14 protein-coding genes are annotated in these 15,383 nt (G+C 60.1%); 11 read left to right on the top strand and 3 right to left on the bottom strand.

From position 1 onward, the window contains the following. Nucleotides 1-29: 29 nt before the first annotated feature. Complete coding sequence (gene aroC / locus AC30D9_RS21905; protein ID WP_134925343.1) at nucleotides 30-1,121, bottom strand: chorismate synthase; 1,092 nt, start codon at nucleotides 1,119-1,121, stop codon at nucleotides 30-32. A 143-nt stretch (nucleotides 1,122-1,264) separates the two neighbouring features. Here aroC and AC30D9_RS21900 point away from each other — a divergent pair, with 143 nt between their 5' ends. Together AC30D9_RS21900 and AC30D9_RS21895 are read left to right on the top strand one after the other, a co-directional pair. Then, nucleotides 1,265-2,230, top strand: coding sequence for an alpha/beta hydrolase (locus tag AC30D9_RS21900; protein ID WP_490144941.1), 966 nt, complete (start codon nucleotides 1,265-1,267; stop codon nucleotides 2,228-2,230). Nucleotides 2,231-2,339: 109 nt separating this feature from the next. Beyond that, entirely contained in the window at nucleotides 2,340-3,128 is a 789-nt protein-coding gene (locus AC30D9_RS21895) for a hypothetical protein (RefSeq protein WP_490144830.1), read from the top strand. A gap of 85 nt (nucleotides 3,129-3,213) precedes the next feature. On the opposite strand, the gene prmB is transcribed toward AC30D9_RS21895, so the two are convergent. After that, nucleotides 3,214-4,122: a 50S ribosomal protein L3 N(5)-glutamine methyltransferase gene (gene prmB, locus AC30D9_RS21890; RefSeq protein ID WP_134925347.1), complete on the bottom strand. Its 909-nt coding sequence runs from the start codon at nucleotides 4,120-4,122 to the stop codon at nucleotides 3,214-3,216. 254 nt (nucleotides 4,123-4,376) lie between these two features. On the opposite strand from prmB, the gene AC30D9_RS21885 reads away from it, so the two are divergent. From AC30D9_RS21885 to AC30D9_RS21865, 5 genes are all read left to right on the top strand, one after another. Next, entirely contained in the window at nucleotides 4,377-4,967 is a 591-nt protein-coding gene (locus tag AC30D9_RS21885) for a cysteine hydrolase family protein (RefSeq protein ID WP_307574074.1), read from the top strand. Nucleotides 4,968-5,097: 130 nt separating this feature from the next. Then, complete coding sequence (locus AC30D9_RS21880; protein ID WP_109754486.1) at nucleotides 5,098-5,418, top strand: hypothetical protein; 321 nt, start codon at nucleotides 5,098-5,100, stop codon at nucleotides 5,416-5,418. 74 nt (nucleotides 5,419-5,492) lie between these two features. Next, complete coding sequence (locus AC30D9_RS21875; RefSeq protein ID WP_053146321.1) at nucleotides 5,493-6,050, top strand: Smr/MutS family protein; 558 nt, start codon at nucleotides 5,493-5,495, stop codon at nucleotides 6,048-6,050. Between the two features lie 77 nt (nucleotides 6,051-6,127). Continuing rightward, complete coding sequence (gene folE / locus AC30D9_RS21870; protein ID WP_003204506.1) at nucleotides 6,128-6,673, top strand: GTP cyclohydrolase I FolE; 546 nt, start codon at nucleotides 6,128-6,130, stop codon at nucleotides 6,671-6,673. 104 nt (nucleotides 6,674-6,777) lie between these two features. After that, nucleotides 6,778-7,149 (top strand): glutathione S-transferase N-terminal domain-containing protein, encoded by a 372-nt coding sequence (locus tag AC30D9_RS21865; protein ID WP_307574238.1) that lies wholly within the window; start codon nucleotides 6,778-6,780, stop codon nucleotides 7,147-7,149. 144 nt (nucleotides 7,150-7,293) lie between these two features. Here AC30D9_RS21865 and AC30D9_RS21860 read toward each other — a convergent pair whose 3' ends face one another. After that, nucleotides 7,294-8,460 (bottom strand): aminotransferase-like domain-containing protein, encoded by a 1,167-nt coding sequence (locus AC30D9_RS21860; RefSeq protein WP_307574076.1) that lies wholly within the window; start codon nucleotides 8,458-8,460, stop codon nucleotides 7,294-7,296. Nucleotides 8,461-8,541: 81 nt separating this feature from the next. On the opposite strand from AC30D9_RS21860, the gene AC30D9_RS21855 reads away from it, so the two are divergent. The 4 genes from AC30D9_RS21855 to AC30D9_RS21840 all read left to right on the top strand — a co-directional run bounded on the left by AC30D9_RS21855 (nucleotide 8,542) and on the right by AC30D9_RS21840 (nucleotide 15,221). Further along, nucleotides 8,542-8,988: a MarR family winged helix-turn-helix transcriptional regulator gene (locus tag AC30D9_RS21855; protein WP_490144829.1), complete on the top strand. Its 447-nt coding sequence runs from the start codon at nucleotides 8,542-8,544 to the stop codon at nucleotides 8,986-8,988. 336 nt (nucleotides 8,989-9,324) lie between these two features. Further along, nucleotides 9,325-10,674, top strand: coding sequence for an NCS2 family permease (locus AC30D9_RS21850; RefSeq protein ID WP_490144828.1), 1,350 nt, complete (start codon nucleotides 9,325-9,327; stop codon nucleotides 10,672-10,674). Between the two features lie 62 nt (nucleotides 10,675-10,736). Continuing rightward, the gene (locus AC30D9_RS21845) at nucleotides 10,737-11,366 is read left to right on the top strand and encodes a LysE family translocator (RefSeq protein ID WP_134925352.1); all 630 of its coding nucleotides are present in this window, start codon (nucleotides 10,737-10,739) and stop codon (nucleotides 11,364-11,366) included. A gap of 129 nt (nucleotides 11,367-11,495) precedes the next feature. After that, on the top strand, nucleotides 11,496-15,221 hold the full coding sequence (locus AC30D9_RS21840) for a calcium-binding protein (RefSeq protein ID WP_490144827.1): 3,726 nt from the start codon (nucleotides 11,496-11,498) through the stop codon (nucleotides 15,219-15,221). Nucleotides 15,222-15,383 lie beyond the last annotated feature (162 nt).

Genomic DNA, 15,383 nt, shown 5'->3' with positions numbered 1-15,383 from the left:
TCAGGCCACCGCGGTCGGCAGGCCAGCCATCAAAGCTGACCCAGCACCGGAGTGCCGACCCGCACGTCGGCATTCTGGCCGCGATGACGCAGCAGGTGATCCATCAGCACGATCGCCATCATCGCCTCGGCGATGGGCGTGGCACGAATGCCGACACACGGGTCGTGACGGCCCTTGGTGATGACCTCCACCGGGTTGCCATGGATATCGATGGAGCGGCCTGGCGTGGTGATGCTGGAGGTCGGCTTCAGGGCCAGGTGCGCAACGATCGGCTGGCCCGAGGAAATGCCACCGAGGATGCCGCCGGCATTGTTGCTCAGGAAACCTTGCGGAGTCAGTTCGTCACGGTGCTCGGTGCCGCGCTGGGCGACACAGGCGAAACCGGCGCCGATCTCCACGCCCTTCACCGCGTTGATGCTCATCAGCGCATGGGCCAGTTCGGCGTCGAGACGGTCGAAGATCGGCTCGCCGAGGCCAGGCATGACGCCTTCGGCGACCACGGTGATCTTCGCGCCGACCGAATCCTGGTCCCGGCGCAGTTGGTCCATGTAGGCCTCGAGCTCCGGGACCTTGTCCGGATCGGGGCAGAAGAAAGCGTTCTGCTCCACCGAATCCCAGGTCTTGAACGGAATTTCGATGGGGCCCAGTTGGCTCATGTAGCCACGAATGACGATGCCCTGGCTGGCCAGGTACTTCTTGGCAATCGCCCCGGCCGCCACACGCATGGCGGTTTCCCGGGCCGAGCTGCGACCGCCGCCACGGTAGTCGCGCTCGCCGTATTTGTGGTGGTAGGTGTAGTCGGCGTGGGCCGGGCGGAACAGGTCCTTGATGGCCGAGTAATCCTTGGACTTCTGGTCGGTGTTGCGGATCAGCAGGCCGATGGCGCAGCCGGTGGTGCGCCCTTCGAACACGCCGGACAGGATTTCGACTTCATCGGCTTCCTGGCGCTGGGTGGTGTGGCGACTGGTGCCGGGCTTGCGCCGGTCCAGGTCACGCTGCAGGTCGTCCAGGGAAATCTCCAGGCCCGGCGGGCAGCCGTCGACAATGGCGACCAACGCCGGACCATGGCTTTCGCCCGCGGTGGTGACAGTGAACAGCTTGCCGTAGGTATTGCCGGACATGCAGGGTGCTCCGTGAAAAACGCTGAGAGACTCAACCTTGGATTCGTAGTGGGCGCCAGTATACGCAGGCTCCCCGCGTAGTTCATCCTCGAACCTTATCGGCGGCCACCAGTCCAACCGGCACCTTCGCAACTAATGGCGTGATGATGTTAAAGCTGCTTGCCTTAAGCCTTACCTTGTTAACCGGCCTGTTCTGCGGCCTGGCCCAGGCCACGGTGCTGCAACGCCCAATCAGCCTCGACACGGGCAGCGGTGAGCTTTTCGGCTCGTTGTTGCTGCCAAAGTCCGACACGCCGGTGCCGGTTGTGCTGATCATTTCCGGGTCCGGCCCTACGGATCGCGACGGCAACAACCCCGAGGGCGGGCGCAACGACAGTCTCAAGCGCCTGGCCTGGGTCCTGGCCAGGCATAACATTGCCAGTGTGCGCTACGACAAACGCGGTGTGGCCGCCAGCCTCGCGGCGACACCGGACGAACGCAACCTGAGCGTCGAGGCCTATGTGGCCGACGCCGTAGCCTGGAGCCACAAGCTCGCCGCCGATCCACGCCTGGGCCCGCTGATCCTGCTGGGCCACAGTGAAGGCGCATTGATCGCCAGCCTCGCCGCGCCCCAGGCCAACGCAGCGGCGGTGATTTCGCTGTCCGGCAGCGCCCGTCCGATCGATCAGGTGCTGCGCCAGCAACTGAGCAACCGCCTGCCACCGCCCCTGATGCTGCGCAGCAACGAACTACTCGACAGCCTCAAGGCCGGTCAAGTCGACGACAACGTGCCGGCGCAACTGCAGGTCATTTTCCGCCCCAGTGTGCAGCCGTACCTGATATCGCTGTTCCGCCAGGACCCGGCCCGGGCCTTCGCGGCGCTGAAGATGCCGGCCTTGATCATCCAGGGCAGCAACGACATCCAGGTCAGCATCGATGACGCCAAGCAGTTGAAAGCCGCCAAGCCCGACGCCGAACTGGCGCTGATCGAGGGCATGAACCACGTGATGCGCATCGTGCCCAACGACGTGAAACGACAACTGGCCTCCTACAAGGACCCCAACCTGCCCCTGGCGGCCGAGCTCGGTGCGCGAATTATGCGTTTTATTGACTCGTTAGCCGCCCGTTGAGCGGTTTTAGTGGCAACTAGCCCTCCAGTCCTGGCAAAAACGGCCGATAGCACTGTGTCGGATAGCGCAATGGCTACCGACCAGCCGGCCTGGACAGGACTTTGCCGTTATGACTGAAACTCAAACTTCCGCCGACACCACTGCCGAAGCCCCCGCCTCGTCTGCGGTGGAGTTGCCGTGGGCCGACGTGCACACCGAGCATCACAAGATGCTCCGGCTCGCGCCACTCAAGACCGACCGCGCCACCGGTGTGCGACCATTGCGGTTTGTCGAGTTCAGCTATGTAGAGCGCCACAGCAAGGAGCGCAGCCTGCTGCGCATGAGCATCCAGTTGCCGAACCAGCGCGTGCGCAAGGAACAGAATCACCTGGACGTCTGGGCCGACCATGTTGAAAAACGTTTGTTTTTTTCCCCGGACAACCTGCAAATCGAGCCGTTGAACCGTGGCATCGGCCGTTTCCTGGCGGCCCAAGGCATTACCTGGGCCAAGAAACGCTGGTCGGCCTACCATGTAGACGGTACCGACCTGGATAACAAGGACGCCCTGAACGAAGACACTCGCCTGCGCCGCGACCGCTTTCTCAAGGCCCAAGGCTTCGAAGTGGTCTACGCCGACGCCCAGCACCTCAAGGGCAGCGTCAAGCCAACCCACGTTGGCGATCTGCTGGGGGACTGGAACACCGAGAAGCTGCAGTTCGTGGAAATCCTTGAAGCGGCGCAGATGCTGCAACAAGCCGAGCAGAACCTGGCGGAACAGGAAGTCAAACTCAAGCAGCAAGAAGAGAAGGTCAACAAGTTCAAGCGCGAAGACACCGGCTTGCGCTTCACCATCACCTGCCTGGTGGCTTTCGCCATGTTCCAGGCCGGGTTGCTGATCTGGATTGCGACGCGGCACTGATTGCCGCTGCAAGTTGCCTGACACAAACCTGTGGCGAGGGGATTTATCCCCTCACCCCAAGGACAGTTCCGTCAGGCCAATCGGATCACACTCGCGAAGCGAATAGCCCCTGATGCTGGCGGCACTGCTCGGCGCTGAGCATGAACACGCCATGGCCTCCGCGCTCGAAGTCGAGCCAGGCGAAATCGACTTCCGGGTACAGCGCCTCGACGTGCACCTGGCTATTGCCCACCTCGACGATCAACAGCCCCTTCTCGGTCAGATGATCGGCCGCCTCGGCGAGCATCCGGCGGACCAGGTTCAAGCCGTCATCGCCACAGGCCAGGCCCAGCGCCGGTTCATGCTGATACTCCTGCGGCATGTCGGCGAAATCTTCCGCGTCGACGTAGGGCGGGTTCGACACGATCAGGTCGAAACGTTGCCCCGGCAATCCCTCGAAACCATCGCCCTGGACGGTGAACACGCGCTCATCGACACCATGCCGCTCGATGTTCTGGTTGGCCACTTCCAGCGCTTCGAACGACAGGTCGGCCAGCACCACTTCAGCCTCCGGGAACTCATAGGCACAGGCGATGCCGATGCAACCGGAACCGGTGCACAGGTCGAGAATCCGTGCCGGTTCCTGGCCCAACCACGGTTCAAAACGCTTTTCGATCAGTTCGCCGATGGGCGAGCGCGGAATCAGCACGCGTTCGTCGACGATGAAAGACATTCCGCAGAACCAGGCCTCACCCAGCAGGTAAGCCGCCGGGATGCGCTCGGCAATGCGCCGGCGCAGCAAACGCTGCACATGGACCAACTCTTCGTCTTCAAGGCGGCAGTCCAGGTAGCTGTCGGCAATTTCCCATGGCAGGTGCAATGCGCCCAACACCAGTTGCCGGGCTTCGTCCCACGCGTTATCGGTGCCATGACCGAAAAACAGATCCTCCCCATGGAAACGGCTGACGGCCCAACGGATATGGTCGCGCAGGGTACGGAGACGGGAAGTGATCACGGCGGCAAACTCCAGAAAAATCGACGGGCGAGTCTATCAGCCAAATGCGGCGCTACCCAAACACGCGCCGATGACGAACGAAAATACCCGAAACAATCGTAGGAATTATCCGTTTTTTGATCCACCTATTGAACAAGACGGGCATCTTGACAAGGCTGTAGGCCAGCAACGGCGGCCCTTGCGATGGAAGCGATTCACAGAACCGCTCAGCCAGAGGACAATGTCGCAAAAGCCCCACTCGAAGGAGCCCCAGAATGTCCGTTCCAAAAACGATGTTTCAACTCAGCGGCCGTGGTTATGCGGCGGCCAATCTGAGTCAAGCGACCCTGATCATCATCGATGCCCAGAAAGAATACCTCGCAGGTCCCCTGGCCCTGAGCGGCATGGATGCAGCCGTCGCGAACATCAAGCAATTGCTCGGTGCGGCCCGTGCAGCCGGTCGACCGATCGTGCATGTGCGCCACCTGGGCACCCATGGCGGGCTGTTCGATCCGCAGGGCGAACGCGGCGAGTTCATTCCCGGCCTCGAACCCCGGGGCGACGAAACCGTGATCGAAAAACTGTTGCCCAGCGCATTCCACGGCACCGAACTGAAAAAACGCCTGGAGGACCTCGGCCCTCTCGACCTGATCGTGTGCGGGTTCATGAGCCATTCCAGCGTCAGCACCACTGTGCGCGCCGCCAAGAACCTGGGCTTTCGCTGCACCCTGGTGGAAGACGCCTGCGCCACCCGCGACTTGCCATACAAGGGCGGCGTCCTCAGCGCCGAGCACGTGCAACAGACCGAAATGGCGATCATGGCCGACAACTTCGCCACCCTGGCCCTGACCCGCGACTTCATCTGATGCGCCTTGATGAGCGGCCCACCCTGCCGCTCATCCGCAAAAGCCTCTCATTTGCCGCAATTGCCCTACCTTCAGGAACAACCCGAATATCTTCCGGTCGAAGGGCCGATACCCATTGAGGAAGGTCGGAATGAAGTTATCCGATGGTTTTGACGCACGTCGCTTGCGGCCCAAGGGCCCGAGCAACTGGCGGTTTCGTTTCGGCGCGGCGATCGCTGCGCTCCTGGCAACACTCGGTGTATTACTGGCCATGGCCGGTGCGGCCAGCCTGCTGGGCCGTCCACCCGCACTGGGCGAGTTGAATGCCACCCCGCTGGGTTCAGCGATCATCCTGGCTGTCGGTCTTGTCGTATTGCTGTTGGGCGTCTGGCTCTGGCGCCGTTGCCGCCGTCGCGCCCGCCAATCCCTGGAGCTGGCCATGGCTCCGCACCTGATGAAAAAGCACGACTGACCCACCATCCGACGTTTTGTCGCGCCTGATCCCGCCAGAGTTGGGTAAACTGGCCGGCCTTCGCGGAGGCTGACATGCAAGACGACGACTTTTCCCTGTTCAAAAGTGCGATCCAGGGCGTAAAACCGATCAAGCACGACCGTGCCGAGACCGGCAAGCCCAAGGCTGATCGCGCACAAATCGCCAAGCTGCGCCAGGCCGCCACCGTACGCACCGACGCCACGACCGTGGACGGTTTGTCCGATCAGTTCGTGATCGATGTCGGCCCGGAAGACGAGTTGATGTGGGCGCGCGACGGCGTCCAGGAAAGCCAGATGCGCAAGCTGAAGGTCGGCCAGATCCCCTTCGAAGGCAGCCTCGACCTGCACGGCATGAGCGTCGAGAAGGCCCGGGAAACCCTTTGGGCATTCCTGGCCGAAGCCACCAGATTCGAAATCCGCTGCGTGCGCGTCACCCACGGCAAAGCCGTGCGCCTGGACGGCAAGCGACCGATGATCAAGAGCCACGTCAACACCTGGCTGCGCCAGCACCCGCAAGTGCTGGGTTTCACCTCCTGCCAGGCGAAACACGGCGGTGCCGGGGCGGTCTACGTGATGCTCAAGCGCACCATGATGGAAGGCCGCGACGAGTAGCCCCCGATTGCCGAGCTTGCAGCGCCGTGTCCGCCACCGTACCCTTGCCCTTTGCGTAAAATCCCACAGGTAGTTTCATGTCTCTGGAACAGAATTACACCGCGATCCTCGGCCAACTCGGCGAGGACGTTTCCCGCGAGGGCCTGCTCGACACGCCCAAGCGCGCTGCCAAGGCCATGCAGTACCTCTGCCGCGGTTATGAACAGACCCTGGAAGAAGTCACCAACGGTGCCTTGTTCAGCTCCGACAACAGCGAGATGGTGCTGGTCAAGGACATCGAGTTGTACTCGCTGTGCGAGCATCATCTGTTGCCTTTCATCGGCAAGGCCCATGTGGCCTATATCCCGAGCGGCAAGGTGCTGGGGCTGTCGAAAGTCGCGCGCATCGTCGATATGTATGCCCGGCGCCTGCAGATCCAGGAAAACCTCAGCCGCCAGATCGCCGATGCGGTCCAGCAAGTGACCGGCGCCCTGGGTGTGGCGGTGGTGATCGAGGCCAAGCACATGTGCATGATGATGCGCGGTGTGGAAAAGCAGAATTCCTCGATGATCACTTCGGTGATGCTCGGCGAGTTCCGGGAAAACGCCGCGACCCGCAGCGAATTCCTCAGCCTCATCAAGTAATCCGTGATGTTTAAAAAACCGGCATGCATCGCCGGTTTTTTTTCGCCTGGGAAAAATCAGGTAAGCTGCGCGCCCTCTTCTTCCCTGCCGCGAGGCTTAATACCGTGATTGTCAAAGCGCTTCGAGTTGGCCTGGGCCAGCTCATCATCTTCATCGACTTCATCACCCGCCCCAGCAAGAAACAGCGTCCGGCCGAAGCCCAGGCGCACGTCAACGAGGCTGCTCGCAGCCTGACGCTGTATCAGTTCCATGCCTGCCCGTTTTGCGTGAAGACCCGCCGGACCCTGCGCCGTCTCAACGTGCCGGTGGCCCTGCGCGACGCAAAAAACAACGAACAGGACCGTCAGACGCTGCTGGAACAAGGCGGCAAGATCAAAGTGCCTTGCCTGCGGATTGAAGAGAATGGCCAGACCTCCTGGATGTATGAGTCCAAGGTGATCATTGATTATCTGGATAAGCGGTTTTCTGCTGCCTGACAATTTTGTGGTGGCTGGGAGGGCCCCATCGCGAGCAGGCTCGCTCCCACAATGGAACTGTGGGTAACTGAGGTTTTGTGATCGACCCTGCCCCCTGTGGGAGCGAGCCTGCTCGCGATTAGGCCAGACCAGTCACTGCATGACTCAAGCTGCTTCTGCAGCCAAAGCCTCCCGCACTACCCCCGCCAATCGCTTGAGCCCCTCATCCAACCGCGCCGGGTCGATGTGGCTGAAATTCAAGCGCAAGTGCCCCGGATGCTTGTCCGGCTCTGGAAAGAACGGCTCCCCCGGCATGAACGCAACGTCAGCAGCCAGCGCGGCGGCGAGCAAGGTGCGGGTGTCCAGCGGTTGCTTGAGGGTCAGCCAGAAAAACAGCCCACCCTGGGGCACGTTCCAATCCGCGATATCAGCAAAATGCTTGAGCAACGTGGCCTGGAAGCGATCGCGACGGTCGCGGTAGAAATCCCGCAGCTCACTCAAGTGGTGGCGGTACTGCTCGGTGCCGATCCACTGCAGCGCCTGCCATTGGCCGATGCGATTGGTGTGCAGGTCCGCCGACTGTTTGAGCCGCAGCAGGTGCGGGAACAGATCCGGGCTGGCGATCAAATAGCCCACCCGCAGCCCTGGCAACAGGGTTTTCGATACGGTGCCGGTGTAGATCCAACTGGCCTTCTTCAAGCGACTGGCAATCGGCGTGGCGCTGCCGCCGTCGAAGGTCAATTCGCGGTAGGGCTCGTCCTCGATCAGGGTTACGCCGAACTCATCCAGCAAGGCCGCCACCGCGTCGCGCTTGGCCTCGCTGTAGCGCACCGCCGAGGGGTTCTGGAAGGTCGGAATCAGGTAGATGAACGCTGGCCGGTGCCGCTCCAGGCGAGCCCGCAATTGCTTCAGGTCTGGGCCGTCGGCTTCCAGGGGTACGGTGATGCAGTCGGCGCCGAACAGCTGGAAAATCTGCAACGCCGCCAGATAAGTCGGCGCTTCGAGCATCACTTCGGTGCCCACGTCGATGTGCAGCTTGGCCGCCAGGTCGAGGGTTTGCTGGGAGCCACTGACCACCAGCACCTGGCTCGCCTCGCAGGCCAGGCCCAGGGAGCGCGCCTGGGCCGCCAAGGCTTCGCGCAAGGCTGGCTCGCCTTCACTCATGCCGTACTGGCCCATGGACAATGGCATGGCCGCCCATTCGACTTTCGGCAGCATGGCCTCGGCCGGCAGGCCGCCAGCGAACGACATCACTTCCGGGCGCTGCGCCGCAGCGAGGATTTCTCGAATCAAAGAACTTTTGAGGCGCGAGACACGTTCGGAAAAAGCCATGGGATCACCTGTAGCGGGTCACTGGAAAAATGAGTCAAACTTGTTGACCGAAATTACTCCGACCTCTCTGGATACGTCAACATGCTTGACCTTAAAAAACCGACCGCCCAACAAATGGCCATGGAGGCGTTCTTTTTCGGCTACCAGGCGTTTACCGCCAAGGCCGATGAGATGCTCGAACGCCGAGGGTTGAGCCGGGTGCATCAACGCATCGTTTTTTTCATCGCCCGCTATCCCTCGTTGAGCGTAAAGGAGTTGCTGGCCCTGCTCGGGGTGAGCAAGCAGGCGCTGAACATGCCGTTGCGCCAGTTGATGGAAATGCATCTGGTGAACAGCGTCGCGTCCGAGACCGACAAGCGTAAGCGGCTGTTGGAACTGACCACCGAGGGTGAGCGGTTCGAACAGGCGTTGCGGCGTGAGCAGGTGAAATTGCTGGAGCGGGTGTTTGCCGAGGCTGGGGAGGAAGCGGTGAATGGGTGGTTGGCGGTGAACCTGGCTCTGGGGAAGAGTCCTGTGCCTGTTGACTGAGTTTCCGCAAGATTTGTGGCGCCAGGGCTATTGCTATCGCGGGCAAGCCTTGCTCCCACAATCGAACTCATTGGGCACCGCATCCCTCTCTGGGAGCAAAGCTTGCTCGCGATAGCGCCCTCAAGGTCGATATATCCCTATCGCCAGACATTTCGTCGACAATACAGAAAACATTATTTGCTTTATTTGTATACAAAAGCATAATTCGCTTCGTGCGAGTTCCTGACCAACAGGTCAACATACTTCGCCAGCCTTACCTGCCTCAGCGCATCGCAACCACCCCCAGGGCGTGTGCGGTGCTGGAAATAACAATAAGACTCTTGAGGAGTACTCGCTGTGGAAAGCCGCAAACCCGAAGCCCAGACGCTGGACCTCTCGCCGCCACTACGCAGTGGCTGGCTGGAACGCCTCTTCAAACTCAGCTTGCACGGCACCACGGTGAAGACCGAGCTGATTGCCGGCCTGACAACCTTCATCACCATGGCCTACATCATCTTCGTCAACCCCAACATCATGGCCGACGCCGGCATCGATCACGGCGCGGCATTCGTCGCAACCTGCATCGCCGCCGCCCTGGGTTGTCTGTTGATGGGCCTGTACGCCAACTGGCCGGTGGGCCTGGCGCCGGGCATGGGCCTGAACGCCTTCTTCACCTACACCGTAGTTGGCACCATGGGTTACAACTGGGAGACCGCATTGGGTGCGGTGTTTATTTCCGGCGTGCTGTTCATGATCCTGACCTTGTCCCGGGTGCGGGAGTGGTTGCTCAATAGCATTCCGGTGAGCCTGCGGTTCGCCATGGGCGCGGGGGTCGGGTTGTTCCTCGGGCTGATCGGCCTGAAAACCGCCGGGATCATCGTCGACAGCCCCGCCACCCTGATCAAGCTCGGCTCGTTGCGCGAACCCGGTCCGCTGCTGGCCGCGGTGTGCTTCTTGATGATCGCCGTGCTCAGCTACCACCGCGTGTTCGGCGCGATCCTGATCAGCATCATCGCCGTGACCCTGGCCGGTTGGGGCCTGGGGTTGGTGCAGTACAACGGCGTCATGTCTGCACCGCCGAGCCTGGCACCGACCTGGATGGCGATGGACGTCGCTGGCGTGTTCAACGTCAGCATGATCAGCGTGGTGCTGGCCTTCCTGTTCGTGCACATGTTCGACACCGCCGGCACCCTGATGGGCGTCGCCCAGCGCGCCGGCCTGGTGAAAGCCGACGGCAGGATCGAGAACCTCTCCCGTGCCTTGAAAGCCGACAGCGCCTCCAGTGTATTCGGCGCCATGGTTGGCGTGCCGCCAGTGACCAGCTACGTGGAAAGCGCCGCTGGCGTGGCTGCCGGTGGCCGCACGGGGCTTACCGCCGTGACGGTCGGTGTGCTATTTATTGCCGCGATGTTCTTCGCGCCGCTGGCCGGGATGATCCCGGCCTACGCCACCGCCGGGGCCTTGATCTACGTCGCCATGCTGATGATGGGCGGCATGGCCCACATCGAATGGGATGAACCGACCGACAGTATCCCGGCCATCGTCACGGCCATCATGATGCCCCTGACGTTCTCGGTCGCCGACGGCATCGCCCTGGGTTTCATCACCTATGTGGTGCTCAAGGCCGGCACTGGCAAACGCAAGGAAATCTCCGTCAGCCTGTGGGTGCTCTGCGCGATCTTCATCGCCAAGTTCATCTTCTTGTAAGCGATACCGTAACCCCCCGCCTCACCCATTGGGTGAGGCTTTTGTCCATCAGGAGCAAAGCAATGAATCTGGAAACCTGGCTGTTGTTCAGCGGCGCCGCCTTGGTGGTGATCCTTATCCCCGGCCCGTTGTCACTGTTGATGATCGGCAACAGCCTGAACTACGGCCTGCGCCGCTCGTACCCGGCGTTCCTCGGCGGGGTGATCGCGTCGATCTGCCTGTTGAGCGCTTCGGCGCTGGGGCTCGGTGCGTTGTTGCTGGCATCGGAGCAACTGTTCAGTGCCTTGAAGATTGTCGGTGCGCTGTACCTGTTCTACCTGGCCTGGCAGAGCTGGCAGCAATCGCGCCAACCCGCACAAGGCGCCGAAGTCCCCCAGGCCGCCGCCGTTCCACGCTTTCGCGCGCTGTTTGGCCGGGCGTTCGTGCTGGGCGCCAGTAACCCAAAGGACATCCTGTTCTTCGCCGCTTTCCTGCCGCAGTTCTTGAGCGCCGAGCGAGCATTCCTGCCACAACTGTTGATCATGATCGCCACCTGGACCGTACTCGACCTGCTCTGCAAGCTGGCCTACGGCCTCGGCGCCCACGGCGCTGCCCGGTATTTGCGCACGGGCAAAGGGCAAAGCTGGTTCAACCGGATCAGTGCCGGGTTGTTTGGTGGCGCGGGCGCAGCTTCCTTATTGTCCACCCACTGAGCCCTGCGTTCTGCAAAACGGCAGTCCAGGCTTTTGCAAAACATGGCAACAACCCATCGATATACACCGTCCAGGAAAACACCTTAGATAGAGAGCCATTTACATCATCGTTGAACAAGGACGTTCACCATGAGCAAGGCTTTTTATCCCGGCTCCGTTTCCGACGACCGGACCGTGGTCATTACGGACCTGGGTTTTCATGCCAATGAATATTCTGTCGAAACACTCGACTTCAGGTCCGTCGATAGAGCGCAGCTGAGTCCGGAGCACAAGCATCGACAGGCCCAGCTTGAAGTCGTGGATAAACTTTACGGCCCGCTGCACATCGGCTCCGTGACAATCACCCGTTGCGCCTTGAATGCGCTAGGCGCAACGACCGATGGACAACCGCTGAACGGCGACAATACTTTTTTCCGCTATCCCAATCGCTTTTTCGTGAACTCGCTACAGTTCAACGCAGGCGATATCGAAACACGTCTGAAACTGACCAGCGATGCGAACGACTACCGGTTGCCAACGTTGCTATTTGAAATGGCAAGCCAGCGTCCCCCCTGCGCACGCCCATTGCTGAGTGAAGCCCCTGATACACAGGCTGACCCCAGCCACTATCGGAGCACGCTGGGAAAACTCCTGAAATCGGCGCAAAAGCTCGATGTCCGTGGGCTTCCCCCTGGAGCATTCAGTTGGGTCAGCAGCACCAGGAGCAATCTCCTCATTCCCACGGGGCTTGGACTTCAGGCCTTCGGAATCTATAGCGGCCTGCGCGGCCTGCAAGACGCCATCCGTAACAAGGATTCCTACCAGACCATTTTCAATGGGACCGGCGTGGCTGCCGAGGTCGCGTCTATCGGTGTCGAAGCCGCAGTGACCCGACAAGCCACTCAAATGATCAGGGCCGGCCATCGCTCCCTCGAAGGTTTCGCTAAAACGACATTCGCCACACGGCTCGCACGTGGAGGCGGCCTGATTGCCAGCGTCCTGACACTTCCCTTCGACATCATCTGCGCCGTCGACTCTTTCAAGGCTGCCGCCAAGGCCACTGGCAAAGAGGCTACCGATCACTATGTCAGCGCAGCCTTGAGCGTCACCAGCGCCGCCATGACCCTGACCGTCGGCATCGCCGCGCTCGCAGGGTTCAGTTCAGCCGGTCCCGTGGGCCTTGCCGCAGGGCTCATCCTGGTGGTGGGTTCACAAGTCTGGGGCGCAGTACGTCAAGTCGATGAAATCGACGACTATATAGAGCTCACCGTACACGAGCGTCTCCGCACGGGTTGGCTGGCCTTCTGGACGATCGACCCTGATAAGGATATCCAGGATCGCTACCTCATCGCCAAGGCGACCGCCGACCATACAAAGTTACTGCAGAACAATGCCCTGAACTTGCTTAGAGGCCCACTGAAAGACAGCACTGAAGCGATCGTAAACGGTACCTTCACCGTGGAACTGGAACCGGTGACCTACAACACCTGGGATTGGTGGACCGGTGAAAGGTACCAGGCGACGGCAGTACGCCCGAGGATCAAGGACAACGATGACCGGATCGATGCGCGCAAAGGCGTTACTGTCGGGACGCCGGGGGCCGTCATTGAAACGTCGGCCGAACATAAAGGTATCCATTGGTACATCGGCGGTGGCAACGACACTGTTGCAGGGGTCGAAGACAAGCCCAACGTCTTTCACTACGGGGCCGGCGTCAAAGAACTGAGCGGCGGCACGAAAGACGACGTTTTCATCTTCGAGGGCTCGACAGAAAACCTCAGTAAAAACCAAGCCCTTCCAGCAAACCGGCTGGTGGGTGGCTTGGGCAACGACACACTCATTTTATCGGGCCGTAGCAGCAACCATCAGGAGCCGCGCCTGGGTTATCGGGTCGACCTGGAGGCCGGGCAAGTCTCCATCATCACTCAAGCAAGTGGTGATACGCAGAGCAGATGTCATCGCCATGCAGTCCTTGAAAGCATTGAAAACGTGGAAATCCCCGAGGGCGGTGCCAATTTCATCAAGGGCACGGCCGGCTCGAATATCATCAAATCCCGCGGCAATGATTCGATCGAGGCCGGTGCGGGAAATGACCGGATTTTTATTCTCAATGGAAATAACCGCAACGCGGACGGCGGACCTGGCGAAGATGTCTATGCCATCGCTCATAAACCAGGCGGTGTATCGATCACCGAAGATGGCGCAGACAACAGCGTCATCGCGCTGGACTGGAGAGCCGATCTGATTGAAAGCTGGCGGATCGAAGATGCCAACCTGGTCATCACTTCTTGCTTCGATGCAAGTGACTGGGAACTTCGCCAAGTCACCATCAGGAACGTCTATACGGACAACGGTCATTCAAGAACCCTGCAAAACAACAGGCTGACGTTCATTACCCAGGATGGCTACCATTTGGTTCCCGATCTGCCCGAGATGATCGAGCACAGCGCCCCGTTCGACATTGAAACAGTCATGGTGCAGCAAGGAACGCCGCGAAACCCGGCCATCCTGAATGATCGGATCGAACAACAGGTTGCCCACGACAAGGACACAAGCTATTTCGTTTCACGCCTTAACGAACTCACCACGCTCAGGGTCAAGCAAAAAAGCACGTTTTCCACCACGCTCCATCTGGATTACGTCAACTCCGAGCTGACGGGCATCGAGGCCCACTACAACGCCCATGTCACTCAGGAAGATAAAGGGGACACCATAAAATATGGTGAATGTGGCCTGACGTTACACTTTGGTCCTCGCCGAATCATCTTGAAGAACCTGGCAAGTTCCGACGAGCGTTATAGCGCGCAAAACCCGCACACCGGGCGGCGGGTATTTTCCGCCTTGGCTTTGCAGCATACGTTTATCCTCATCATGAATGACGGCTCGTCCTACCGTCCGGTCCAGCCCTCGCCCGACTATGGCTTGTTGCTGGACGAAACATTCATCGCCAAAGATCCGGTGCAATGGAAGACAGAAGTTGCACCGTCTCTCACACCCACAAAAAAGAAATACGCCTATCTACGCCCCCTGGACAAAAAACCCTATTACATGAGCCGTTGGGCAACCTGCGCCACGCTGACAGCCCCCACCGCACAGACGGGGATTGAAGTCCTGGTTGGCGAAGGCGCCACCTACCTTGTCCACCTGAGCCCGAACATGACGCTACGCCTGTCCACACCGGGCGCATTGGCCGGCGCCAATCCGCGGTTACCCCATGCCTCCACCTGGGAGCTCGATGCCACGCACCTGGGTCAAGTCGAAATAAAACTTTGCGCCAATGTGCTGCGGATCGGCACAACCACCATCCATCTTCCCGCCTATGAGGCTCAAGACCTTGTCGACCCGATACGAGTCATCACGGCACAAGGCGTCGTGCATGCCGTCGACAGCCTGTTTGAGCGGGTTTATGTAGAAGCGCTCGATGGCCGCTACTTTGCCCCTCTCGCCGATCCCGACACACCATGGCCCAGCGAACTGTCGAGCCTGAAGTCCGAAGAACTGAAGGTTCTGCACGTTGCCATCAAGGATGGGTCTCCCGGCACCTTGAGCTACAACCTCAAAACCCGCAGGTGGATCCTTGATAGCGATAGATCCCGAGTCATTGAGACGGCGAACCTGAGAAAAACAGACCTGTGCGACCACGCCCTCAAGTTCTATCAGGATCTGGCTCGCGAAGGCCTCAATCAGACGCCCCCCATGGGTGATGACACGCTTCGTCTGTTGCGGGGAAAGTGCGTAGAACTGGTGGAAAGCTTCACATTGGGAAACTCGGTGATATTTGCGCAAATGTTGGCGCTGAGCACGATCTTCGGCATAAGGCTTTCTCGATTGAGCTGGATCCTCTCATTGGGCGAGACCTCTGCCAAACATACGTAGCCTTGGCGAATGGCTTCGAAAGTTTCTTTCAGGTGCCATATATATGTAGTGCACCTGCCTGTTGGTTTTCCATGAACATCCTCAAGTCCAAGGCCTGCCCGTCACAAGCGACATGGCAGGCCTTTGGTTTCATGGCCACATGAATCATCAGAATTCTTCGAA

The sequence above is a fragment of the Pseudomonas sp. DF11 genome, assembly GCF_058148565.1.
Note: the sequence above shows the minus strand (reverse complement) of the source record. Positions and strands in the feature narration are given on the sequence as shown.

Excerpts from the sequence above, each read along its gene's own strand:
- AC30D9_RS21885 (WP_307574074.1), top strand. The coding sequence starts at position 4,377 with ATGTCCGTTCCAAAAACGATGTTTCAACTCAGCGGCCGTGGTTATGCG.
- AC30D9_RS21900 (WP_490144941.1), top strand. The coding sequence starts at position 1,265 with ATGATGTTAAAGCTGCTTGCCTTAAGCCTTACCTTGTTAACCGGCCTG.
- folE (WP_003204506.1), top strand. The coding sequence starts at position 6,128 with ATGTCTCTGGAACAGAATTACACCGCGATCCTCGGCCAACTCGGCGAG.
- AC30D9_RS21880 (WP_109754486.1), top strand. The coding sequence starts at position 5,098 with ATGAAGTTATCCGATGGTTTTGACGCACGTCGCTTGCGGCCCAAGGGC.
- AC30D9_RS21840 (WP_490144827.1), top strand. The coding sequence starts at position 11,496 with ATGAGCAAGGCTTTTTATCCCGGCTCCGTTTCCGACGACCGGACCGTG.
- AC30D9_RS21895 (WP_490144830.1), top strand. The coding sequence starts at position 2,340 with ATGACTGAAACTCAAACTTCCGCCGACACCACTGCCGAAGCCCCCGCC.
- AC30D9_RS21860 (WP_307574076.1), bottom strand. The coding sequence starts at position 8,460 with ATGGCTTTTTCCGAACGTGTCTCGCGCCTCAAAAGTTCTTTGATTCGA.
- AC30D9_RS21855 (WP_490144829.1), top strand. The coding sequence starts at position 8,542 with ATGCTTGACCTTAAAAAACCGACCGCCCAACAAATGGCCATGGAGGCG.
- AC30D9_RS21875 (WP_053146321.1), top strand. The coding sequence starts at position 5,493 with ATGCAAGACGACGACTTTTCCCTGTTCAAAAGTGCGATCCAGGGCGTA.
- AC30D9_RS21845 (WP_134925352.1), top strand. The coding sequence starts at position 10,737 with ATGAATCTGGAAACCTGGCTGTTGTTCAGCGGCGCCGCCTTGGTGGTG.
- aroC (WP_134925343.1), bottom strand. The coding sequence starts at position 1,121 with ATGTCCGGCAATACCTACGGCAAGCTGTTCACTGTCACCACCGCGGGC.